This window comes from Pseudarthrobacter sulfonivorans (assembly GCF_001484605.1).
Lineage (GTDB): Bacteria > Actinomycetota > Actinomycetes > Actinomycetales > Micrococcaceae > Arthrobacter > Arthrobacter sulfonivorans_A.
Map to the genome: position 1 here is coordinate 3,224,295 of NZ_CP013747.1, position 15,707 is coordinate 3,240,001.

Here is a 15,707-nt window from a genome sequence, read left to right on the forward strand (position 1 = left end):
CACGGTCCAGAGCAGCACAGGTTCCAAGCACTACAGTCCAGAGCACCACAGTCCAGCGCACCACCAGCGGCCGCAGCTCGGCCGAGTATTGAAGCCTTCGAAAGGGACCCTCATGGTCAACACAGCCGAATCGAGTTCTGCTACCGCTGCCTTCACTTCAGCGCCGGAGCCAGGAGCGCGCACCAAGGCCCGCATCGCCCTCATCGGCACCGGTGGCCGCTCCGAGATGTACATCCGGGCCATCTTCGGCAAGCACGCCGATACCGCGGAACTGGTGGCTTTCTCCGACGTGAACCCCGGCCGCGTGGAGTTCTACCAGAAGCTCATCCAGGAACTCGGTGCGCCCGGACCCGTCGCTTCCTTTGACCCCGCAGACCTCACCGCCTACATCCAGGCCAACAACATCGACCGCGTTGTGGTGACCACGCCGGACTACACCCACGCGGACTACATCGTGGAGGCACTCGAGGCGGGCGCCGACGTCGTGGTCGAAAAGCCCCTCACCATCGACGCCGAAGGCTGCCGCCGCATCACCAAGGCCGTGGCGGAAACCGGCCGCAACGTGGTGGTCACCTTCAACTACCGCTACTCACCGCGCAACAGTGCGCTGAAGGAAATCATCCAGAGCGGCGTGATCGGCAAGGTGACCTCCATCGACTTCAGCTGGGTCCTGGATACCGTCCACGGCGCCGACTACTTCCGCCGCTGGCACCGCGAAAAGAAGAACTCCGGCGGCCTGCTGATCCACAAGGCATCGCACCACTTCGACCTGGTCAACTGGTGGATCAACGACGTCCCGGAGCGCGTGTTCGCCTCCGGTGGCCTCAAGTTCTACGGCGATGAGAACGCCGCCGAGCGCGGCCTGGGTCCCCGTCCGGAGCGTGGAACGCCCGACGCCGGCGCGCCCGATACTGCCGAAAAGGATCCGTTTGCGCTGGACCTGCGTGAGGATGAGCGCCTGAAGGCCCTCTTCCTGGACAACGAGCACTACGACGGCTACCGCCGCGACCAGGACGTCTTCACCGGCGGCATCACCATCGAGGACAACCTGGCACTCGTGGTGGAGTACCAGGGCGGCCCGCGCCTGAGCTACTCCCTGAACGCCCACAGCCCGTGGGAAGGCTACCGCGTGGCCGTCAACGGCACCGAAGGCCGGGCCGAACTTGAAGTGGTGGAACGCGCCGCCGTCCTCAACAGCACGGACAAAAAGACCGTGGTGGACCCCAGCGCCACCCCCATCGAGGAGGAAGACGCCGTCCGCCGCAACGGCGAACGCCTGGTGGTCCAGCGCCACTGGGAAGCTGCCTACGAGGTGCCCATCCTTAACGGCGAAGGCGGCCACGGCGGCGGCGACGACCTGCTCCTCTCCGACCTCTTCAACGGTCCCGGCGAGGACCCGCTGGGCCGTCCGTCCGGCTACCTCGACGGCCTCCGCTCCGTGTCCGTGGGCATCGCCGGCAACCTTTCGCTGGAGTCCTCCCTTCCCGTCCGCATCGAGGATCTCCACCTCGGCGCAGACCTTCGCCGCGACGCCTAGTCCGCCGCCCGAAATCCCAAAGGAACCAACATGAGCAGGATCTTTGTCACCGGCGGCTCCGGCCGGCTGGGGCGCAGCGTCGTGGCCGGGCTCGCGGCTGCGGGCCACGAGGTCATCTCGGTGGACCGCGACGCCATCCCGGCGGACCAGCTGCCGGCCGGCGTTGTGCAGGAAACCGGCGACCTGCTGGCCCCGGGCGAGGCGTTGCGCCTCCTCCGGGAGACCAGGCCCGACGCCGTCATCCACCTCGCCGCGATCGCCGTTCCGTTCAGCGCGCCGGAGGACGTCATCTTCGCCACCAACACCCGCCTTGCCTATGCCGTCATCAGCGCGGCCACGGAACTGGGGATCGGCAAGATCGTCACGGCGAGCAGCCCCACGGTGCTGGGTTACGGATCGCCGGCCGGCTGGCTGCCGGACAGCTTCCCGCTGGATGAGCGCAGCGTGCCGAAGCCCTGGAACGCGTACGCGCTGTCCAAACTGATCGCCGAGCAGACCGTGCAGATGTTTGCCGCGGCGCAGGGTTCGAAGATCCGGTACGCCGCCTTCCGGCCCTGCTACGTCATCTCACCGGAGGAATGGGAAGGCGCGCCCACACAGCAGGGCCACACCTTGGCCGAACGGCTGGCCGATCCCGCCCTGTCCGCGCCCGCGCTGTTCAACTACGTGGACGCCCGCGATGTGGCCGACTTCCTGGACGTGCTCCTGAAGAAAATGGACACCATCCCGAACGGCGAAACCTTCTTTGTGGGGGCGGCGGACGCCCTCGCCACGGCACCGCTGGCGGAGCTGATGCCCCGCTTCCTGCCCGGAAGCGAGGCCCTGGCCTCCGGACTGACCGGCACTAGCCCGGCCTTCTCCATCGCGAAGGCCCGTCAACTGCTCGGCTGGGAACCCAAGCGCAGCTGGCGGACCGAACTGAAGACAACCAACCACCTCAACGACGAGACATCCGCCGCGCTGGTCACAGCCGGAGCCGGTGCCAAGGAGACATCATGAAATTCGACGGCGTACTGTTCTTTCCCGTCACCCCGTTCACGCCGGAAGGCACCGTTGATGTGGAGCTCCTCAAGGAGCACATCGGCTCGCGGCTGTCGTTCGGACCCGGCGGCGTGTTCCCTGCCTGCGGCACCGGCGAATTCCACGCCCTGAGCATCGACGAGGTGCGCACCGTGGTGACCGCCGCCGTCGAAGTTGTGGCAGGCACGGTGCCGGTGGTGGCCGGAGCCGGCGGGCCGCTGGGGCACGCCGTTGCTGCCGCCCGTGTTGCCGAGGAGGCGGGCGCCGATGCACTCCTGGTCCTCCCGCCGTACCTGGTCACCGGACCCACCGACGGCCTGGTGGCGTACATCGAGGCAGTGGCGGACGCCAGCAGCCTCCCCGTGATCGTGTACCACCGCGGCAACGCCAAGTTCACCGCCGCGTCCATGGTCCGCCTTGCCGCCAACCCGAAGGTGATCGGCTTCAAGGACGGTCTGGGCGATGTGGGCCTGGCCCAGGAGATCGTGTCCGCGGTCCGCGCCACGGGACGCGAGGACTTCGCGTTCTTCAACGGGCTCCTGACCGCCGAATTGACCCAGGGTGCCTACCGGGGCCTGGGCATTCCGCTCTACTCCTCGGCGGCGTTCGCCATGGCACCGGAAATCGCCAAGGCGTACTACGACGCCTACGTCTCCGGCGATGAGGACCGCCGCAACGCCCTGCTGGAGGGTTTCTACGCTCCGCTGGTGCGGCTCCGGGACCAGACCCCCGGCTTCGGCGTCTCGCTGGTCAAGGCCGGCCTGCGGCTCGGCGGACTTCCTGTTGGCCCGGTCCGGCCGCCGCTGGTGGACCCCACCGAGGACCAGCTGCTCCAGCTGAAGTCCATCCTGGCCAAGGGCTACGAGCTGGCCGGCCGCTGATGAGTGCGCCCGCCGTCGAAACCGTCCGGACCGTTCCGCTCATTACCGGTCTGACCACCCGCCTCCTGACCGTCCCGCTGCGCCGCAGCTGGGGAGTGGAGGCACCGGAAAACCACGTGATCGTTACGGAGATCCAGACGGACGACGGCGGCGCGGGGCACGGTTTTTCGTGGACGCCCACCATCGGCCCGCAGGCCGTCCAAGCGCTCCTCGACTACGACATCGCGCCTTTCATTACGGGGCTGCCCGCCAATCCCGAGACGGTATGGGACGCGTTGTGGAAGCGGCTGCATGAGGCCGGCGGCGGGGGACTGACCACCATCGCGATGGCCGGTGTCGACCTTGCCCTCTGGGACCTCCAGGCACGGCGTGCCGGTACTTCGGTCACGGGCCTGCTGGGCCAGCGGCAGGAGTCCGCGGAGGTGTACGGGTCTGGCGTGAACCTGCACTACACGCTGGAGGAGCTGGTGGCCCAGACCGAACGTTGGGTGGCAGCAGGACACCGGGCGGTCAAGATCAAGGTGGGCAAGCCCGATATCCGCGAGGACGCCGAGCGCGTGGCGGCAGTCCGCTCCGTCCTTGGCCCGGACCGCAAGCTGATGATCGACGCCAACCAGCGGTGGGACCTGCCCACCACTTTCAAGGCTTTGGACGTGCTCGCGGAATACGGGCTGGAATGGCTTGAGGAGCCCATCCGGGCGGACGACCTCTGGGCCTACCGCAGGCTGCGGAAGCATTCACCCGTGCCCATCGCGCTGGGCGAAAACCTGCACACCATCTACCGGTTCCGCGATTTCATTGAGGCGGAGGCGGCGGACATCATCCAGCCCAACATCATCCGGGTAGGCGGCATCACGCCGTTCCGGCGGATTGTGGAGCTGGCCCGGACCAACAGCATCCGCGTGATGCCGCACCTGCTGCCGGAGCTGTCCGGGCAGCTGGCCCTCACGCTGGCGGAGCCCACCCTGGTGGAGGACGTGGAGGACGCGTCCTTCGAGCAGCTGGGCATCCTGGCCGGACCGTCACCGGTCCGCTTCAGCAACAGCCGCCTCACGCTCACGGACCAGCCGGGGCTGGGCTTCCGGTTCACGGACCACCCGCAGGCCTGACAGCTTGCAATCACGACTGACCGCAGACACCACCACTCCCGACGAAAATCAGGTATCCCCAGTGACAACTGCAACACTTTCCCTCTCCGAGCTCACGGCTGCCGCTACCCGGGCGGCCGCCATCGCGGCTGCCGCGACGGACGCCGAGCGCGCAGGCTGGCTCACCGCCGTCGCCGATGCGTTGGACGCCAACGTGGCCGAACTGGTGGAGATCGCCGATTCGGAGACCAGGCTCGGCACCGTCCGGCTGACCGGCGAGGTGGCCCGCACCTCCGGGCAGCTGCGGCTTTTTGCCCGTGTGATCACCGAAGGTTCCTACCTTGAAGCGGTGATTGACCACGCGGACCCGTCCGCCACCCCGCCGAAGCCGGACCTGCGCCGCATCCTGCGTCCCATCGGCCCGGTGGCAGTCTTCTCGGCCTCCAACTTCCCCTTCGCGTTTTCGGTGGCCGGCGGCGACACCGCGTCGGCCCTGGCCGTGGGCTCATCGGTGATCGTCAAGGCCCACTCGGGCCACCTGAAGCTGTCCGAGCGGACGGCCGAAGTAGTCACCGAAGCCCTGCGTTCGGCTGGAGCGCCGGAGGGGCTGTTCGCACTCGTGGCAGGCCGCGAGGTGGGCACAACGCTGGTGCAGGATCCCGCCATCAAGGCCGTAGGCTTCACCGGGTCCATCCCCGGCGGCCGGGCGCTGTTTGACCTCGCGGTCTCGCGGCCCGACCCCATCCCGTTCTACGGCGAGCTGGGCAGCCTGAACCCGGTGGTCATCACCGCGGCCGCGCTGGCCGAACGTTCCGGCCAGCTCGCGGCGGGACTTGCGGCATCGTTCACCATGGGCGCCGGCCAGTTCTGCACCAAGCCCGGCCTGGTCTTCATCCCGGCGGGCACAGGATTCGCCGCACAGTTGGCTGAGGCCAGCAAGGACAAGCCGACGGCGGCCATGCTCACCACCCGGATCTCCGACGCGTACCCGGAGGGTCTGCGCAGCGTGGCTTCGCTGCCGGACGTGACCATCGTCAGCGGCACAGCCGACCAGGACGCCACCCTCAATGGCGCCGCGCCCGTAGTGTTCGCCACCTCCGCCGCCAATGCCCTTGAGCGCCCGGACGAGCTGCTGGAGGAGTGCTTCGGCCCCACCACTATGTTGATCGAATACGCTGACCAGGAAGAGCTCTCCGCGGTCCTGGCCAAGGTTCCCGGCAGCCTGACCGCCACCGTCCACGCCCAGCCGGGCGAGGACGTCGCGGACCTGGTGGAGCAGCTGTCAGGCCTCGCCGGGCGGGTCCTGTTCGACGGCTGGCCCACCGGCGTCGCAGTGAACTGGGCGCAGCAGCACGGCGGCCCGTACCCGGCCACCACGTCCCTGTTCACGTCAGTAGGCGCGACGGCGGTCCGCCGCTTCCAGCGACCCGTCGCCTACCAGGATGCGCCCGAAACGGTCCTGCACCCGGCGCTGCGCGAAAGCAACCCGCTGGGCATCCCGCGCCGCGTGGACGGTGAGCTGGTTCTTCCGTAACTGGTCGCGGGCCATCAAGGCAGGGGTCAACTAGAAGGGTTGATCTCTGCCTTGATGGGGCATGCCACTGCCATTGGCCTGCGCCGACGACTGCTTAGGTCAAGGTCCGAAAGATGCTCTCACCCACGGGGTGCTGGTGTGCCAGTACTTCACTTCCGGCTCCATGGTCCCGGCAGACGTACCCTCCGGTCGGGGGGTGGGCTCGGGCGACTACGCCATCAGGTTCGCCAGCGTGGGCGGCAGTCCATGGATGTCCGTGCGGATCCCCTGCGCTTCATACGCGCTCAGAGTCACCATTGTCGGCCAAGCCATCACGCCTGATCCGGGAACGCTGGAGAGTTTTGTGGGCGCCTGCGGCTTCCCGTGGGACGAGGAGCAGGAGCGGATGGCAATGTATCTCCAGGACCCGCTCCAGTTCGTGCAACGGGAGACCGGTATCGTCCTGCAGAACCCGGAATGGGGAGTCACTCTGTTCGACACCCCATACGACGCTGACTAGGTTTCCTCCTGCGACGCGTGCCGAGTCCGAACCACAGCATGCTCTGGAGAGCGATTCAGGGACCGGACATCGCCATCACCCGAGCATCCTTCTTCATGTGTCCCGTATAGGGTTCCCTCACCGGGCATTTTGCGGGCGGGTCTTACGGTGTGAATCGCAGCGATAAATGGCGGCGTTTTCGCAGCGATAAATGTCACCCCCCGGCCGCCCGTTAGCCGAACGCTTTAAGGGAGGATGGCGGGTGCGACAAGGGCGCCGCTAGATCTGCCCCAAAGCCACGCACCCCTGCGCTCGATGCTTCAGCTAAAAGCCACTTGCGCGGGCTTGAACCTGAAAGGCCCGCCGCACTCGGGTCCGAAGGGGTGCTCCCCGGTTGATTCCGTTTCTATGGGCAAATCACGGGCTATGCGGCCACCAGAAGTGACCACGGCTTCCACAAAAATAGAAATGACACTAACAGGCGGATTCAGGTATGGCGGGGACTGCGGCACCAGCCATTTTCCCTCAGGGTTTCTCGCCACCGGCTCAGGAGTGCATCCCTCCCCAAAACAAGCCGCTACTGACTCCGGCGGGGTGGAAAAGGCCAGCTCCACAGCACCCACATATGCGTAACCGACTGCTGGACATGCCCGGCTTACCCAGGGCATGCGACCGAGCAGGACGGCAAATGCCAACACGGTGACAACAACGCCTGCCGCAAGCAGAAGTACGCCCCGAAGCTTCATGGTGTGAGCCTAATCCGTCATCCAGCGGGAGTCTCGCCATGACGGACTCCTTGCTAAAGGGACGTTCTTTCGATCCCAACTGTCCTCTAGTGGAAACACCCCAACCGTGCTTTCGTTGACGTATACAGCTTCACCCGGGGAGTCACATGAAACACCATCTGGATTCTAGGAATGTTCGCCAGGTCCTCGCTGTCTCACTCGCGATCGTTGCTTCCTTGGTTCTCTCATTAGTTCCCATGTACACCCAGGTAAAAGTAACGTCTGGTGGGTCAGAGCAGGTCAGCCATCCGACCCTGCTTGAAACAAATGGGCCATCTGTTTTCGTGGCGTTGTTCATCCCCGTGGCCCTGACCGCGCTACCTCTCCTTATACGTGGGCGTGCGCGGACTCCAGTATCCGTTGCGACTGCTGTCGCTCTTGTTGTCTTCGTAGTCATCGGCTCCGGAAGCATCGGCTGGTTCTACGTCCCAGCCCTGGCCGCCGCCGTAGCCGCCGTCGTTGCTTCTATGGGCAGCCAAACAAGACTCCAAGTCCGCCCTAACTGATCAGCCCAATCGAACCACTCTGCTGCTTAGCCCAACCTTCACCGGGACATTGGGGGCCCGAAACTCAATCCCATTTACAGGCACCCTCGTGTGGTTCATAGTCGGGGTATGAGAGTGGCTGGAGTTCTCCCCGCAGACGCTCCCGACCCCCGTGCCGAATGGGCCGAGAGCCTGAAACTCATGCCCATTCCGGTGATGGGGCTCACGCCCCAACCGTCATTGGAGGACACGGACAGCGTCGGTGTGAGCTACGGCCTAGATGATCGTGGGTACAACGAAATGACGGCGAGCATCACCTATACGCTCTGGCGAAACCCGGATGACCGCTCAGACCCGGTAAACCTCGCAGACCTCGACGAGAAGACACGCAGATCGATCGAGGAAGTTCCGCCATGGCCGCGGCCCCTTTGGCTGATCGAGCAGGTGGAGCGACTGCGCTACCCGCAACTGTGGGAAGCCGTGCGAACCACCTGGCACCGCGCTCCATCCGAGCGCTCTACGGTTCGAAGCCTACTGGCTGACCATGTCAACCACATCCTCATGAACCTATACCGGCAAGAGCTCTGGCCGGGCAGCAACCCGTGGGACCAGCACGCACCCACAGTAACCGGCCGGATGGTCAACAGCCAGGCCAGGATCGTCATCAACGGAGTCGACATGCCCGGTGCAGAGGTCGATACGGACCCGTTCGTCTACGGTATCGGAGCCCAACTGGCAGGCGGCGGCGTGGTGACCGCTGTGCTTCCACGCACTGAGCTCAAGCACATCCAAGTCCAATTCACGCCCCGGAGCTAACGGCTCCATCCAAACACAGCAACGCTAAGTTTGACGTCGCCCCCTAGGGGACCGTCTTACGGGACAGCCCCGAAGCCTGATCCTAGGCACCTCGATCGCTTGGTCCCCCGGCTGACCCCGGATTCTCCGATTTGCGTCAACTAAATTGAGACAACCGGGCCAAATGCGCCAACCATTGGTTGGCGCAACCCGCTAGGTTTCGCGGTTTTCGTGCTTCAACTTGAATGGGACAAGACCGTTGTCCCGTCCCATTCAAGGTGGACCAATCTCACTACGCATGGACCATTCGGCTAACCTGTCTCTCTACAGTCGGACCACTGTTTGAACCTGCTTCACGACGCACACCCTCCCGCGAAACCACCGCCGACTCACACCCAGCACGAAAAGCCTCAGCAGTTTCACGTCTGGCCCATTATGGGGACTGCTTCCCTGGAATTCTTGCGGGCGGGCCTTGGCGCAGCTTGGGTCCGCGCCGCCAGAACCCCCGCAGGGTCGATCCTGGCAGCGCGGCCACGACGATCGCGGCGAGTGTGAGCAAGGTGCCGAACACGGTTTGCGGATAAATGACACTACCGGCAACCGGCAGCAGCCAGTCCATCAACAGAGCACCGATCAACTGTCCGGCGATCATGCTCAACCCGGTCAGCAGCACGCCAATACGCCGGATCAGCAGGGCGCTCAGGACCAGGTTGATGCAGCCCAGCACGCCGCCTGCATACAACCACGGCTCGGTCGGCAGCGTGGGCAGCCCGCCGGTGAGGACCAATTTGAGTGTCCAGATCAGCGCCAACGCCAAACTGCCCACCACGTAGTTGACCAAGGTCCCCGGTATTGGTGACCGGACGTGTGCGGCGATCCTGCCGTTGACTGCGTGCTGAAAGGTCATCAGGACCCCGGCCAGGACAACCAGTGCCAGCGGGACCAGCATGGCGATGGGGTCCGGCGATCCGGAGATCCGAGGCGACACCGCCCAGAACACCGCGCAAACCGTGAGCAGCACACCGAGCACCCGCAGCGCGGTGATGGCCCGTTTACCTCCGGGACCCAGCCCGATCCGGTCCACAGCGAGTCCACTGACCGTCTGGCCGGTTACCACCGCCACTGTATAAATGGCGATCCCGACACTTGCGACAAAACTGGTCTGCGCAAAGATAAAATACGCACCGATCAAGCCGGCCGCATGGAAATACCACGGGATGCTCCGCTGCCGAGTATCCGCGAGGAGTTTCACGAACGCCGTGCGACCGCTTGGAATGACGAGAGTAGCGGCTGCCATGACCAGCGCGGCTCCCCCGAAGCTGAACAATCCCGCCAGCAGTGGATCCTGCAGCCGCTGCCCCAACTCACCATTGATCCGAGCCTGCAGCGGCAAGGTCAAGCCAGCAGCAACAGCCAACGGGATACCGATAACCAGTACACGTGCTGCCGACCTAAGCTGCGGAACAGCTTCGGTGCCGACGGCCGAGGCCATCCTAGAAGACCACCGGGAACACAATGACAAGCCCCTGGGCTTCCAGATCAGGTGGGCCGTCCCCTTGCCTGGCAGGAAGAATGTCGCATCCGACGCGGTGGCTGGTGTGCTGCAGGGTCAAGGTGTTCTCCAAGAGGCAGGTCTAAGAAATTGTCCGCGACGTCAGAGGATATTATCACCGGGAACAGTGCCGCAATAAAAAGGATCCATGCGTCACCAATAGTTATGGCAATCGGTTGTCATTGAAGCTTTCGTGCAATCCATTTTGAGGATTCGCTTCAATGAAAACCTTTTCTTTCGTGGACTTATGCACCATAGCGCAGTGAAACTCAACCTGCAACCGTTTGCCAAAATGACCTTCGCAAAGCTCCCCCGAGTTGGACATCGAGGCGCCGGCCTCATAAACCCGTCACCGTGCCCGGTATACGTTCGGCTCACGACCCGACGCCGCGCAAGTCTTGTATAGGCAGTCTGGATGAAATTGCACACCTTCAACGGGGGCAGTGAAACGCCCAGCTTCGTGCCACTGGAGGCTTCAGAGCGTCACTTCATTACCTAGAGCGATACTGCTGTTATCGTCCCGTGGGGGTTCCCTTCCTGACACCGGGTTCATGTTGGCTTGCCATCGGCCATCGGCCATCGGCCATCGGCCGTCAACCGCTACAAGCTGACACACATGAGTGATGTTGCCAAGGCGGAGTTGCGCCGGTATTTGCAGGATGGTCGTGATGCGATTGTGTGGAAGCTTGAGGGCCTGTCTGAATACGATTTACGCCGCCCCTTGACACCAACCGGCACGAACCTTCTCGGGCTGGTCAAGCACCTAGCCGGGGTCGAAGCCGAGTACTTCGGCGTAGTCTTCAACCGACCCTTCCGTGAGGAATTAGAATGGCTTTCGCCCAATGCCGATCCGAATGAGGACATGTGGGCGCGGTCTGAGGAGTCCCGCGACGCGACCGTCGGCCTATATCAACGGGTGTGGGCACATGCCGACGCAACAATTTCCCTGCTGCCGCTTGATGCTTCCGGCTACGTGCCGTGGTGGCGTGAGGCGAGCAACCCGGTCAGCCTCGCCCGCATATTGGTCCACGTGACTGCCGAAACGCATCGGCATGCCGGTCATGCAGACATCGTGCGCGAGTTGGCCGACGGCAGCGTCGGACACCGGGACGGCAACGACAATATGGCAGCCGGGGACCCGGCGTGGTGGCACGAGTACTGCGATCACCTAGAGTCTGTTGCTCGCGGTTACGGGGGCCAGACCCAACCGAGAGCAACCGACTCTCACCAGCACCGATAGCGGCGTTACCCGCCAACCGTGTGAAAGTCGGACACTGGAACAGTTTTCACACCCTGATGGCGGCTCGATCAGGATCTGTTCTTGTCCATTAGCGGGTGGCGTTAGAACCGACTGTCCCGCTGAGGGATCCTTTCCGTACGGAGCATTTGCTTGGCGTGGTAATCAACTGGCCCTCGGTGTGGCCTGAGCGGTGACTTCTCTGCGCCGTGCTGGTCTGTACAACGAATACCGACCCACGACAGACTGACGCCATGCGCAATCTGACCTTCGGCATGAATCTGAGCGTGGACGGCTACATCGCCGCGCCCGACGACGACCTCGGCTGGAGCGTACCGAGCGATGAGCTGTTCCAGTGGTGGTCCGACCGGGTGGGGGCGACGGGTCTGGCGCTGTACGGGCGCAAACTGTGGGAGACGATGAGCTCCCACTGGCCGACCGCAGACCAGCAGCCTGGTGCCACACCGGCGCAGATCGAGTACGCCCGCCGCTGGCGGGACATGCCGAAGGTGGTGTTCTCTTCGACGACCAGCATGGTCGACTGGAATACACGCTTGGTCACCGGCGACGCGGTCACCGAGATCACCCGGCTCAAGGCCGACGACGGCGGTTCCATGGACATCGGCGGTGCCACACTCGCCGCGGCGGCCATGCGGGCCGGGCTGATCGACGAGTACGTGATCGTCACCCATCCGGTCCTGGTGGGCAGCGGCACGCCGTTCTTCACAGCCCTGGACAACTGGGTGAATCTGAGGCTGGTGGAGACCCGGACGTTTCCCCATGGTGTGGTCCTGGCCAGGTACGAGACTAGGCGCTGAGTGCCCGACCTCGGATTAGCGCGGGCTTCGAAGCCAGCTAAGGATCTCGTGGAGCTATGTTCCGAAGCGTGATCATGACGTTCCTGCCAATCCTGTTTTTCACCGCAGACGATCCGTCCGGAGAGGGATCCCCAAACGGAACGGGAACTTGCGGGTTGAGCGTATGCCCTGGTCAGGCTGGGAGTTTTGGGGAAGGGGCAGTAAATGAAAGGCCAGACGTGCCGTTGGATGGGTTTATTCCTATTGCCCCTTGCCCTGGGTAGCTGCGGTGTGGCAACAGACGGAACAAGCATCACCCCAGGAACGTCGGACCGGTGGCATGTCTCGGTGCTCGGACCGAGGGACGGCGCCTCAATAGATCACTGCTTTGAAGACCCGCTCATTGACGAGTCGATCCAATCGGCAGATTTGCCTTCTACGCACCTGGGTATCAAGCTGCTCGAAACAGCGACACAAAAAGACGCTGAACGGATCGCTGACTGCCTTTGGGAAAGCCTCGGCAGCGGCGAAGTATCCATCACAAGCCCAAAGAGGTGATGCAAGACTAGGGCCCAAACCACTTCGTCCCGCGGGGCAGCCGCGGCGTATTAGGCAACTATTCATCGTGACGCCCATCAAACGCTGGGGACTGTCCCATAGAGGGTTCCCCTTACGGGACAAGTTAATGGTCAAGCAAACTCTCAGCAGTCTCCCGGAGATAGTGCCTCCGCCGCCTGCCGCGAGGATGCTGGTCGCGAGCTCAGCGGGCGGTGTCCATCCGATCACGCGCGCAACTCACAACGGCGGACAAATCGAGCCCGTAGGTCGGCCCTTCGCCTGAACCGTATTCCTCGAGTCGGGCCGCACCGCGCTCGAAGAGCCGGAGCGCGCCAACGCTGTTCCCCCGGGCGGCGTGGGTGAGCCCGACGCAGATCTGGGCGAGACCTTGCCAAAGGTTGCGTTCTTGGGCCGGCCCAGCTTTCCATCGGGCCTCAAGTACCTCATGCGCGGCGAAGGGCCGGCCCGCTTCCACCAGGCTCCGGGCCGAGATCAACGTCTCCGCCGGCGGCAGCGGCTCCTCGGAGACCGGCTCAACGCCAGCGCTTCCGTACGGCAGCGGCCGTCCAAGGGCGTCACGTGGCCGGGCCTGCCGCGGGCGCCTTGAAGCATCGCGATCCCTGCCGCCGGTCATTGCAGTTTCCGTTCTGAGCGTCCGTGGACCTTGCTAACCTTCATCTGCCCAATGCTACGGCTCGGCCCTTCGAACATCCGTTCCACTGCAAAGGATGCGGTGGGGACGGCGGCCGCGAGAGAAGAATGGCCACCGCTGGTCGCGCCGCAGGGGTGGGCCGATCCAGGTATCAGTCTTTCTTCAGTTTCTCGGCGAGCATTACGAGGATTCCGCTGGGACCGCGGAGGTACGTGAGTTTGTAGACGTCACCGTAGGTCGCCACGCCGCGTAGCGGTGTACATCCGTGCTTCGCAGCTATCTCAAGGGATTCGTCGATGTCGTCGACCGAGAACGCCACGCGGTGCATGCCGATGTCGTTGGGACGAGTTGGGTTCGTCTCGATCGCTTTGGGGTGGATGTATTCGAAGAGTTCCAGTTGACCCTGACCATCCGGGGTTTGGAGCATCGCAATTTTCGCGTGGTTGCCATCCAGCCCGACGGCAGTGTCGGCCCATTCGCCGCTGACGGTGTCACGGCCGACGACCGTGAGCCCGAGGTCGGTGAAAAAGGCGATGGTTGCTTCGAGGTCGCGAACGGCGATACCGACGTTCTCAAGTTTGATGGCCATGCGTTGAAGCTACCAAGACGGACCGATTAGCTCCAGTGGCGAGCCGGGACTCGACTGAACAAGTTCCGGGACGATTGCCCCAAGCCGATGGGCTTACGGAACGATGAAGACGCTCAGCCGCCGAAACGTCAATGAGCGAGGCGGTCTTGCTTGCCCTGCATCCTGTCGCCACACTGAAACATGCAATGGTCCCCGGATCCTGATGCCCTGCGAGGCCGAGTTGCAGTTGTCGCAGGAGCGACCCGAGGCGCTGGACGCGGCATAGCCGCTGCTCTGGGTGAAGCCGGGGCGACGGTAATCTGCACTGGACGCAGCAGTGCGGCCGGCAGAAGTAGGTCGGACTACGACCGGCCCGAGACCATTGAGGAGACGGCCGATCTGGTCACACAGCTTGGCGGCGCCGGAGTCGCCATCCAGGTCGATCATCTCGACTCCGAAGAGGTCCGAAGCTTGGCCCAGCGGATCCGAACTGAATATGGCGGTCTCGATGTGCTGGTCAACGACATCTGGGGTGCTGAGGTCCTGAAAGGTGGCCCAGCCGAGTGGAACACCCCTATCTGGGAGCACGACCTAGACAAAGGGCTGCGCATCCTGCGACTAGGCATTGACACTCATCTGATCACCTCGCACCATCTGCTTCCGCTGCTAATCACCAAGCGTGGGGGTCTTCTCATTGAGGTCACCGATGGGACTACCAAATTCAACGCCACTGAGTACCGGATCTCGGTGTTCTACGACCTGGCCAAGGTCGCGGTCAATCGGTTGGCCTTTTCTCAAGGCCACGAGCTGGAACCGCACGGAGTCACTGCGATCGCCATCACGCCTGGATGGCTACGGTCGGAGATGATGCTCGATAGCTTCGGAGTCACAGAAACCAACTGGCGCGACGCTTTGGACCCCGGCCTGGTGGGCGGATACCCAGACGCCCCCGCAGGTTTCGCTTTCTCGGAGTCACCCCGCTATGTCGGTCGGGCCGTAGCTGCGCTGGCAGCGGACCCTGACCGCGCGAAATGGAATCAGCAGTCGGTCAGCTCCGCTCAACTTGCCAGAGAGTATGGATTCACCGACATAGATGGTTTGCAGCCCGATGGCTGGAGCGCGCACTAACTGCGGCGACGTCAACGTCGAGCCCGGGCCGGGTTGTTGGAGTCGAGAGCGTTAAACTGCCCCGGCCCATCGACGGTCGCTGGTGGCGCGATGGATTTCCCGTGAACGTGCGTGAAGGTCAGCAGCCGGAATGCGCCGGACTTCACGAACTTGGACAGTGACGTCACGTGCCTCCGGCGGCGTGGCCCGCCTTTCCGTCGGGGAAACATCGGCAATCAGTCCCATGCCGGCGTACTCACGCACGGCGGCGATCCCGGCAACAGCTGCGGTCTTGTTGTCAAAGGCCTTGGACACTGCCATCACGGTGCCATCCGGCGCGGTCAGACGGAACCTGAAATACGACTCCGCGTCAACGAACAGTTCGAACATTCCGGCCATAGCAAATCCTCCCGGTCTGCGGGATCCGCCCCGCGGCGTCGTTGCCACGGAGCAGAAACGGACGCCCCGTTGCGTCCCCTTCCCGCTGGTTTTGTCCTGCAATCCAAATGATGAGTTCATCGCGTGCTCAATGAGTCTCGCTCAAGACAGCCTGTGCCACAAGACCCCCCGTTCGATCACCGACCCTGGAGAAGCCCCCGGACGACCGTCCCGGGGCTTCTCCAGGCCGTCTAA

General features: G+C 63.8%; 15 protein-coding genes. 10 read left to right on the forward strand and 5 right to left on the reverse strand.

The features are described 5' to 3' along the window. Positions 1-112 precede the first annotated feature (112 nt). The 6 genes from AU252_RS14605 to AU252_RS14630 all read left to right on the forward strand — a co-directional run bounded on the left by AU252_RS14605 (position 113) and on the right by AU252_RS14630 (position 6,559). Positions 113-1,537, forward strand: a complete 1,425-nt coding sequence (locus AU252_RS14605; protein ID WP_058931341.1) for a Gfo/Idh/MocA family protein — start codon at positions 113-115, stop codon at positions 1,535-1,537. 30 nt (positions 1,538-1,567) lie between these two features. Beyond that, a complete protein-coding gene (locus tag AU252_RS14610) occupies positions 1,568-2,536 on the forward strand; it encodes an NAD-dependent epimerase/dehydratase family protein (protein WP_058931342.1) in 969 nt (322 codons plus the stop codon). Further along, positions 2,533-3,438 carry a 5-dehydro-4-deoxyglucarate dehydratase gene (locus AU252_RS14615; protein ID WP_058931343.1) on the forward strand — a complete coding sequence of 302 codons (906 nt, stop codon included), beginning with the start codon at positions 2,533-2,535 and terminating at the stop codon, positions 3,436-3,438. Before AU252_RS14610 ends, AU252_RS14615 begins: the two co-directional genes overlap by 4 nt. Continuing rightward, positions 3,438-4,547, forward strand: coding sequence for a mandelate racemase/muconate lactonizing enzyme family protein (locus tag AU252_RS14620; protein ID WP_058931344.1), 1,110 nt, complete (start codon positions 3,438-3,440; stop codon positions 4,545-4,547). The genes AU252_RS14615 and AU252_RS14620 overlap by 1 nt, the downstream gene beginning before the upstream one ends. Positions 4,548-4,608: 61 nt before the next feature. After that, a complete protein-coding gene (locus AU252_RS14625; protein WP_058931345.1) occupies positions 4,609-6,060 on the forward strand; it encodes an aldehyde dehydrogenase (NADP(+)) in 1,452 nt (483 codons plus the stop codon). Between the two features lie 61 nt (positions 6,061-6,121). Then, positions 6,122-6,559: a hypothetical protein gene (locus AU252_RS14630; protein ID WP_058931346.1), complete on the forward strand. Its 438-nt coding sequence runs from the start codon at positions 6,122-6,124 to the stop codon at positions 6,557-6,559. 1,081 nt (positions 6,560-7,640) lie between these two features. On the opposite strand, the gene AU252_RS23895 is transcribed toward AU252_RS14630, so the two are convergent. Further along, positions 7,641-7,802 carry a hypothetical protein gene (locus tag AU252_RS23895; protein WP_157768989.1) on the reverse strand — a complete coding sequence of 54 codons (162 nt, stop codon included), beginning with the start codon at positions 7,800-7,802 and terminating at the stop codon, positions 7,641-7,643. 135 nt (positions 7,803-7,937) lie between these two features. On the opposite strand from AU252_RS23895, the gene AU252_RS14635 reads away from it, so the two are divergent. Next, the gene (locus AU252_RS14635) at positions 7,938-8,624 is read left to right on the forward strand and encodes a hypothetical protein (RefSeq protein ID WP_058931347.1); all 687 of its coding nucleotides are present in this window, start codon (positions 7,938-7,940) and stop codon (positions 8,622-8,624) included. A gap of 412 nt (positions 8,625-9,036) precedes the next feature. On the opposite strand, the gene AU252_RS14640 is transcribed toward AU252_RS14635, so the two are convergent. Beyond that, positions 9,037-10,095 (reverse strand): DMT family transporter, encoded by a 1,059-nt coding sequence (locus AU252_RS14640; RefSeq protein WP_083510414.1) that lies wholly within the window; start codon positions 10,093-10,095, stop codon positions 9,037-9,039. Positions 10,096-10,771: 676 nt separating this feature from the next. Here AU252_RS14640 and AU252_RS14645 point away from each other — a divergent pair. Both AU252_RS14645 and AU252_RS14650 read left to right on the forward strand, forming a co-directional pair. Beyond that, positions 10,772-11,395 (forward strand): DinB family protein, encoded by a 624-nt coding sequence (locus AU252_RS14645; protein WP_058931348.1) that lies wholly within the window; start codon positions 10,772-10,774, stop codon positions 11,393-11,395. 251 nt (positions 11,396-11,646) lie between these two features. Continuing rightward, positions 11,647-12,210, forward strand: coding sequence for a dihydrofolate reductase family protein (locus AU252_RS14650; RefSeq protein WP_058931349.1), 564 nt, complete (start codon positions 11,647-11,649; stop codon positions 12,208-12,210). 739 nt (positions 12,211-12,949) lie between these two features. Here AU252_RS14650 and AU252_RS14655 read toward each other — a convergent pair. Together AU252_RS14655 and AU252_RS14660 are read right to left on the reverse strand one after the other, a co-directional pair. Beyond that, positions 12,950-13,381 carry a DUF309 domain-containing protein gene (locus AU252_RS14655; RefSeq protein ID WP_058931350.1) on the reverse strand — a complete coding sequence of 144 codons (432 nt, stop codon included), beginning with the start codon at positions 13,379-13,381 and terminating at the stop codon, positions 12,950-12,952. A gap of 169 nt (positions 13,382-13,550) precedes the next feature. Beyond that, on the reverse strand, positions 13,551-13,988 hold the full coding sequence (locus tag AU252_RS14660; protein ID WP_058931351.1) for a VOC family protein: 438 nt from the start codon (positions 13,986-13,988) through the stop codon (positions 13,551-13,553). Positions 13,989-14,168: 180 nt separating this feature from the next. Between AU252_RS14660 and AU252_RS14665 the strand changes: the two genes are divergently transcribed. Continuing rightward, positions 14,169-15,095: an SDR family oxidoreductase gene (locus tag AU252_RS14665; protein WP_058931352.1), complete on the forward strand. Its 927-nt coding sequence runs from the start codon at positions 14,169-14,171 to the stop codon at positions 15,093-15,095. A gap of 51 nt (positions 15,096-15,146) precedes the next feature. Here the strand turns inward: AU252_RS14665 and AU252_RS14670 are convergent, their stop codons facing one another. Then, positions 15,147-15,473, reverse strand: coding sequence for a YegP family protein (locus tag AU252_RS14670; protein WP_058931353.1), 327 nt, complete (start codon positions 15,471-15,473; stop codon positions 15,147-15,149). Positions 15,474-15,707 lie beyond the last annotated feature (234 nt).

Coding starts and splice junctions, on each gene's coding strand:
- AU252_RS14605 (WP_058931341.1), top strand. CDS start 113: ATGGTCAACACAGCCGAATCGAGTTCTGCTACCGCTGCCTTCACTTCA.
- AU252_RS14610 (WP_058931342.1), top strand. CDS start 1,568: ATGAGCAGGATCTTTGTCACCGGCGGCTCCGGCCGGCTGGGGCGCAGC.
- AU252_RS14615 (WP_058931343.1), top strand. CDS start 2,533: ATGAAATTCGACGGCGTACTGTTCTTTCCCGTCACCCCGTTCACGCCG.
- AU252_RS14620 (WP_058931344.1), top strand. CDS start 3,438: ATGAGTGCGCCCGCCGTCGAAACCGTCCGGACCGTTCCGCTCATTACC.
- AU252_RS14630 (WP_058931346.1), top strand. CDS start 6,122: ATGCCACTGCCATTGGCCTGCGCCGACGACTGCTTAGGTCAAGGTCCG.
- AU252_RS14635 (WP_058931347.1), top strand. CDS start 7,938: ATGAGAGTGGCTGGAGTTCTCCCCGCAGACGCTCCCGACCCCCGTGCC.
- AU252_RS14640 (WP_083510414.1), bottom strand. CDS start 10,095: ATGGCCTCGGCCGTCGGCACCGAAGCTGTTCCGCAGCTTAGGTCGGCA.
- AU252_RS14645 (WP_058931348.1), top strand. CDS start 10,772: ATGAGTGATGTTGCCAAGGCGGAGTTGCGCCGGTATTTGCAGGATGGT.
- AU252_RS14650 (WP_058931349.1), top strand. CDS start 11,647: ATGCGCAATCTGACCTTCGGCATGAATCTGAGCGTGGACGGCTACATC.
- AU252_RS14655 (WP_058931350.1), bottom strand. CDS start 13,381: ATGACCGGCGGCAGGGATCGCGATGCTTCAAGGCGCCCGCGGCAGGCC.
- AU252_RS14660 (WP_058931351.1), bottom strand. CDS start 13,988: ATGGCCATCAAACTTGAGAACGTCGGTATCGCCGTTCGCGACCTCGAA.
- AU252_RS14665 (WP_058931352.1), top strand. CDS start 14,169: ATGCAATGGTCCCCGGATCCTGATGCCCTGCGAGGCCGAGTTGCAGTT.
- AU252_RS14670 (WP_058931353.1), bottom strand. CDS start 15,473: ATGGCCGGAATGTTCGAACTGTTCGTTGACGCGGAGTCGTATTTCAGG.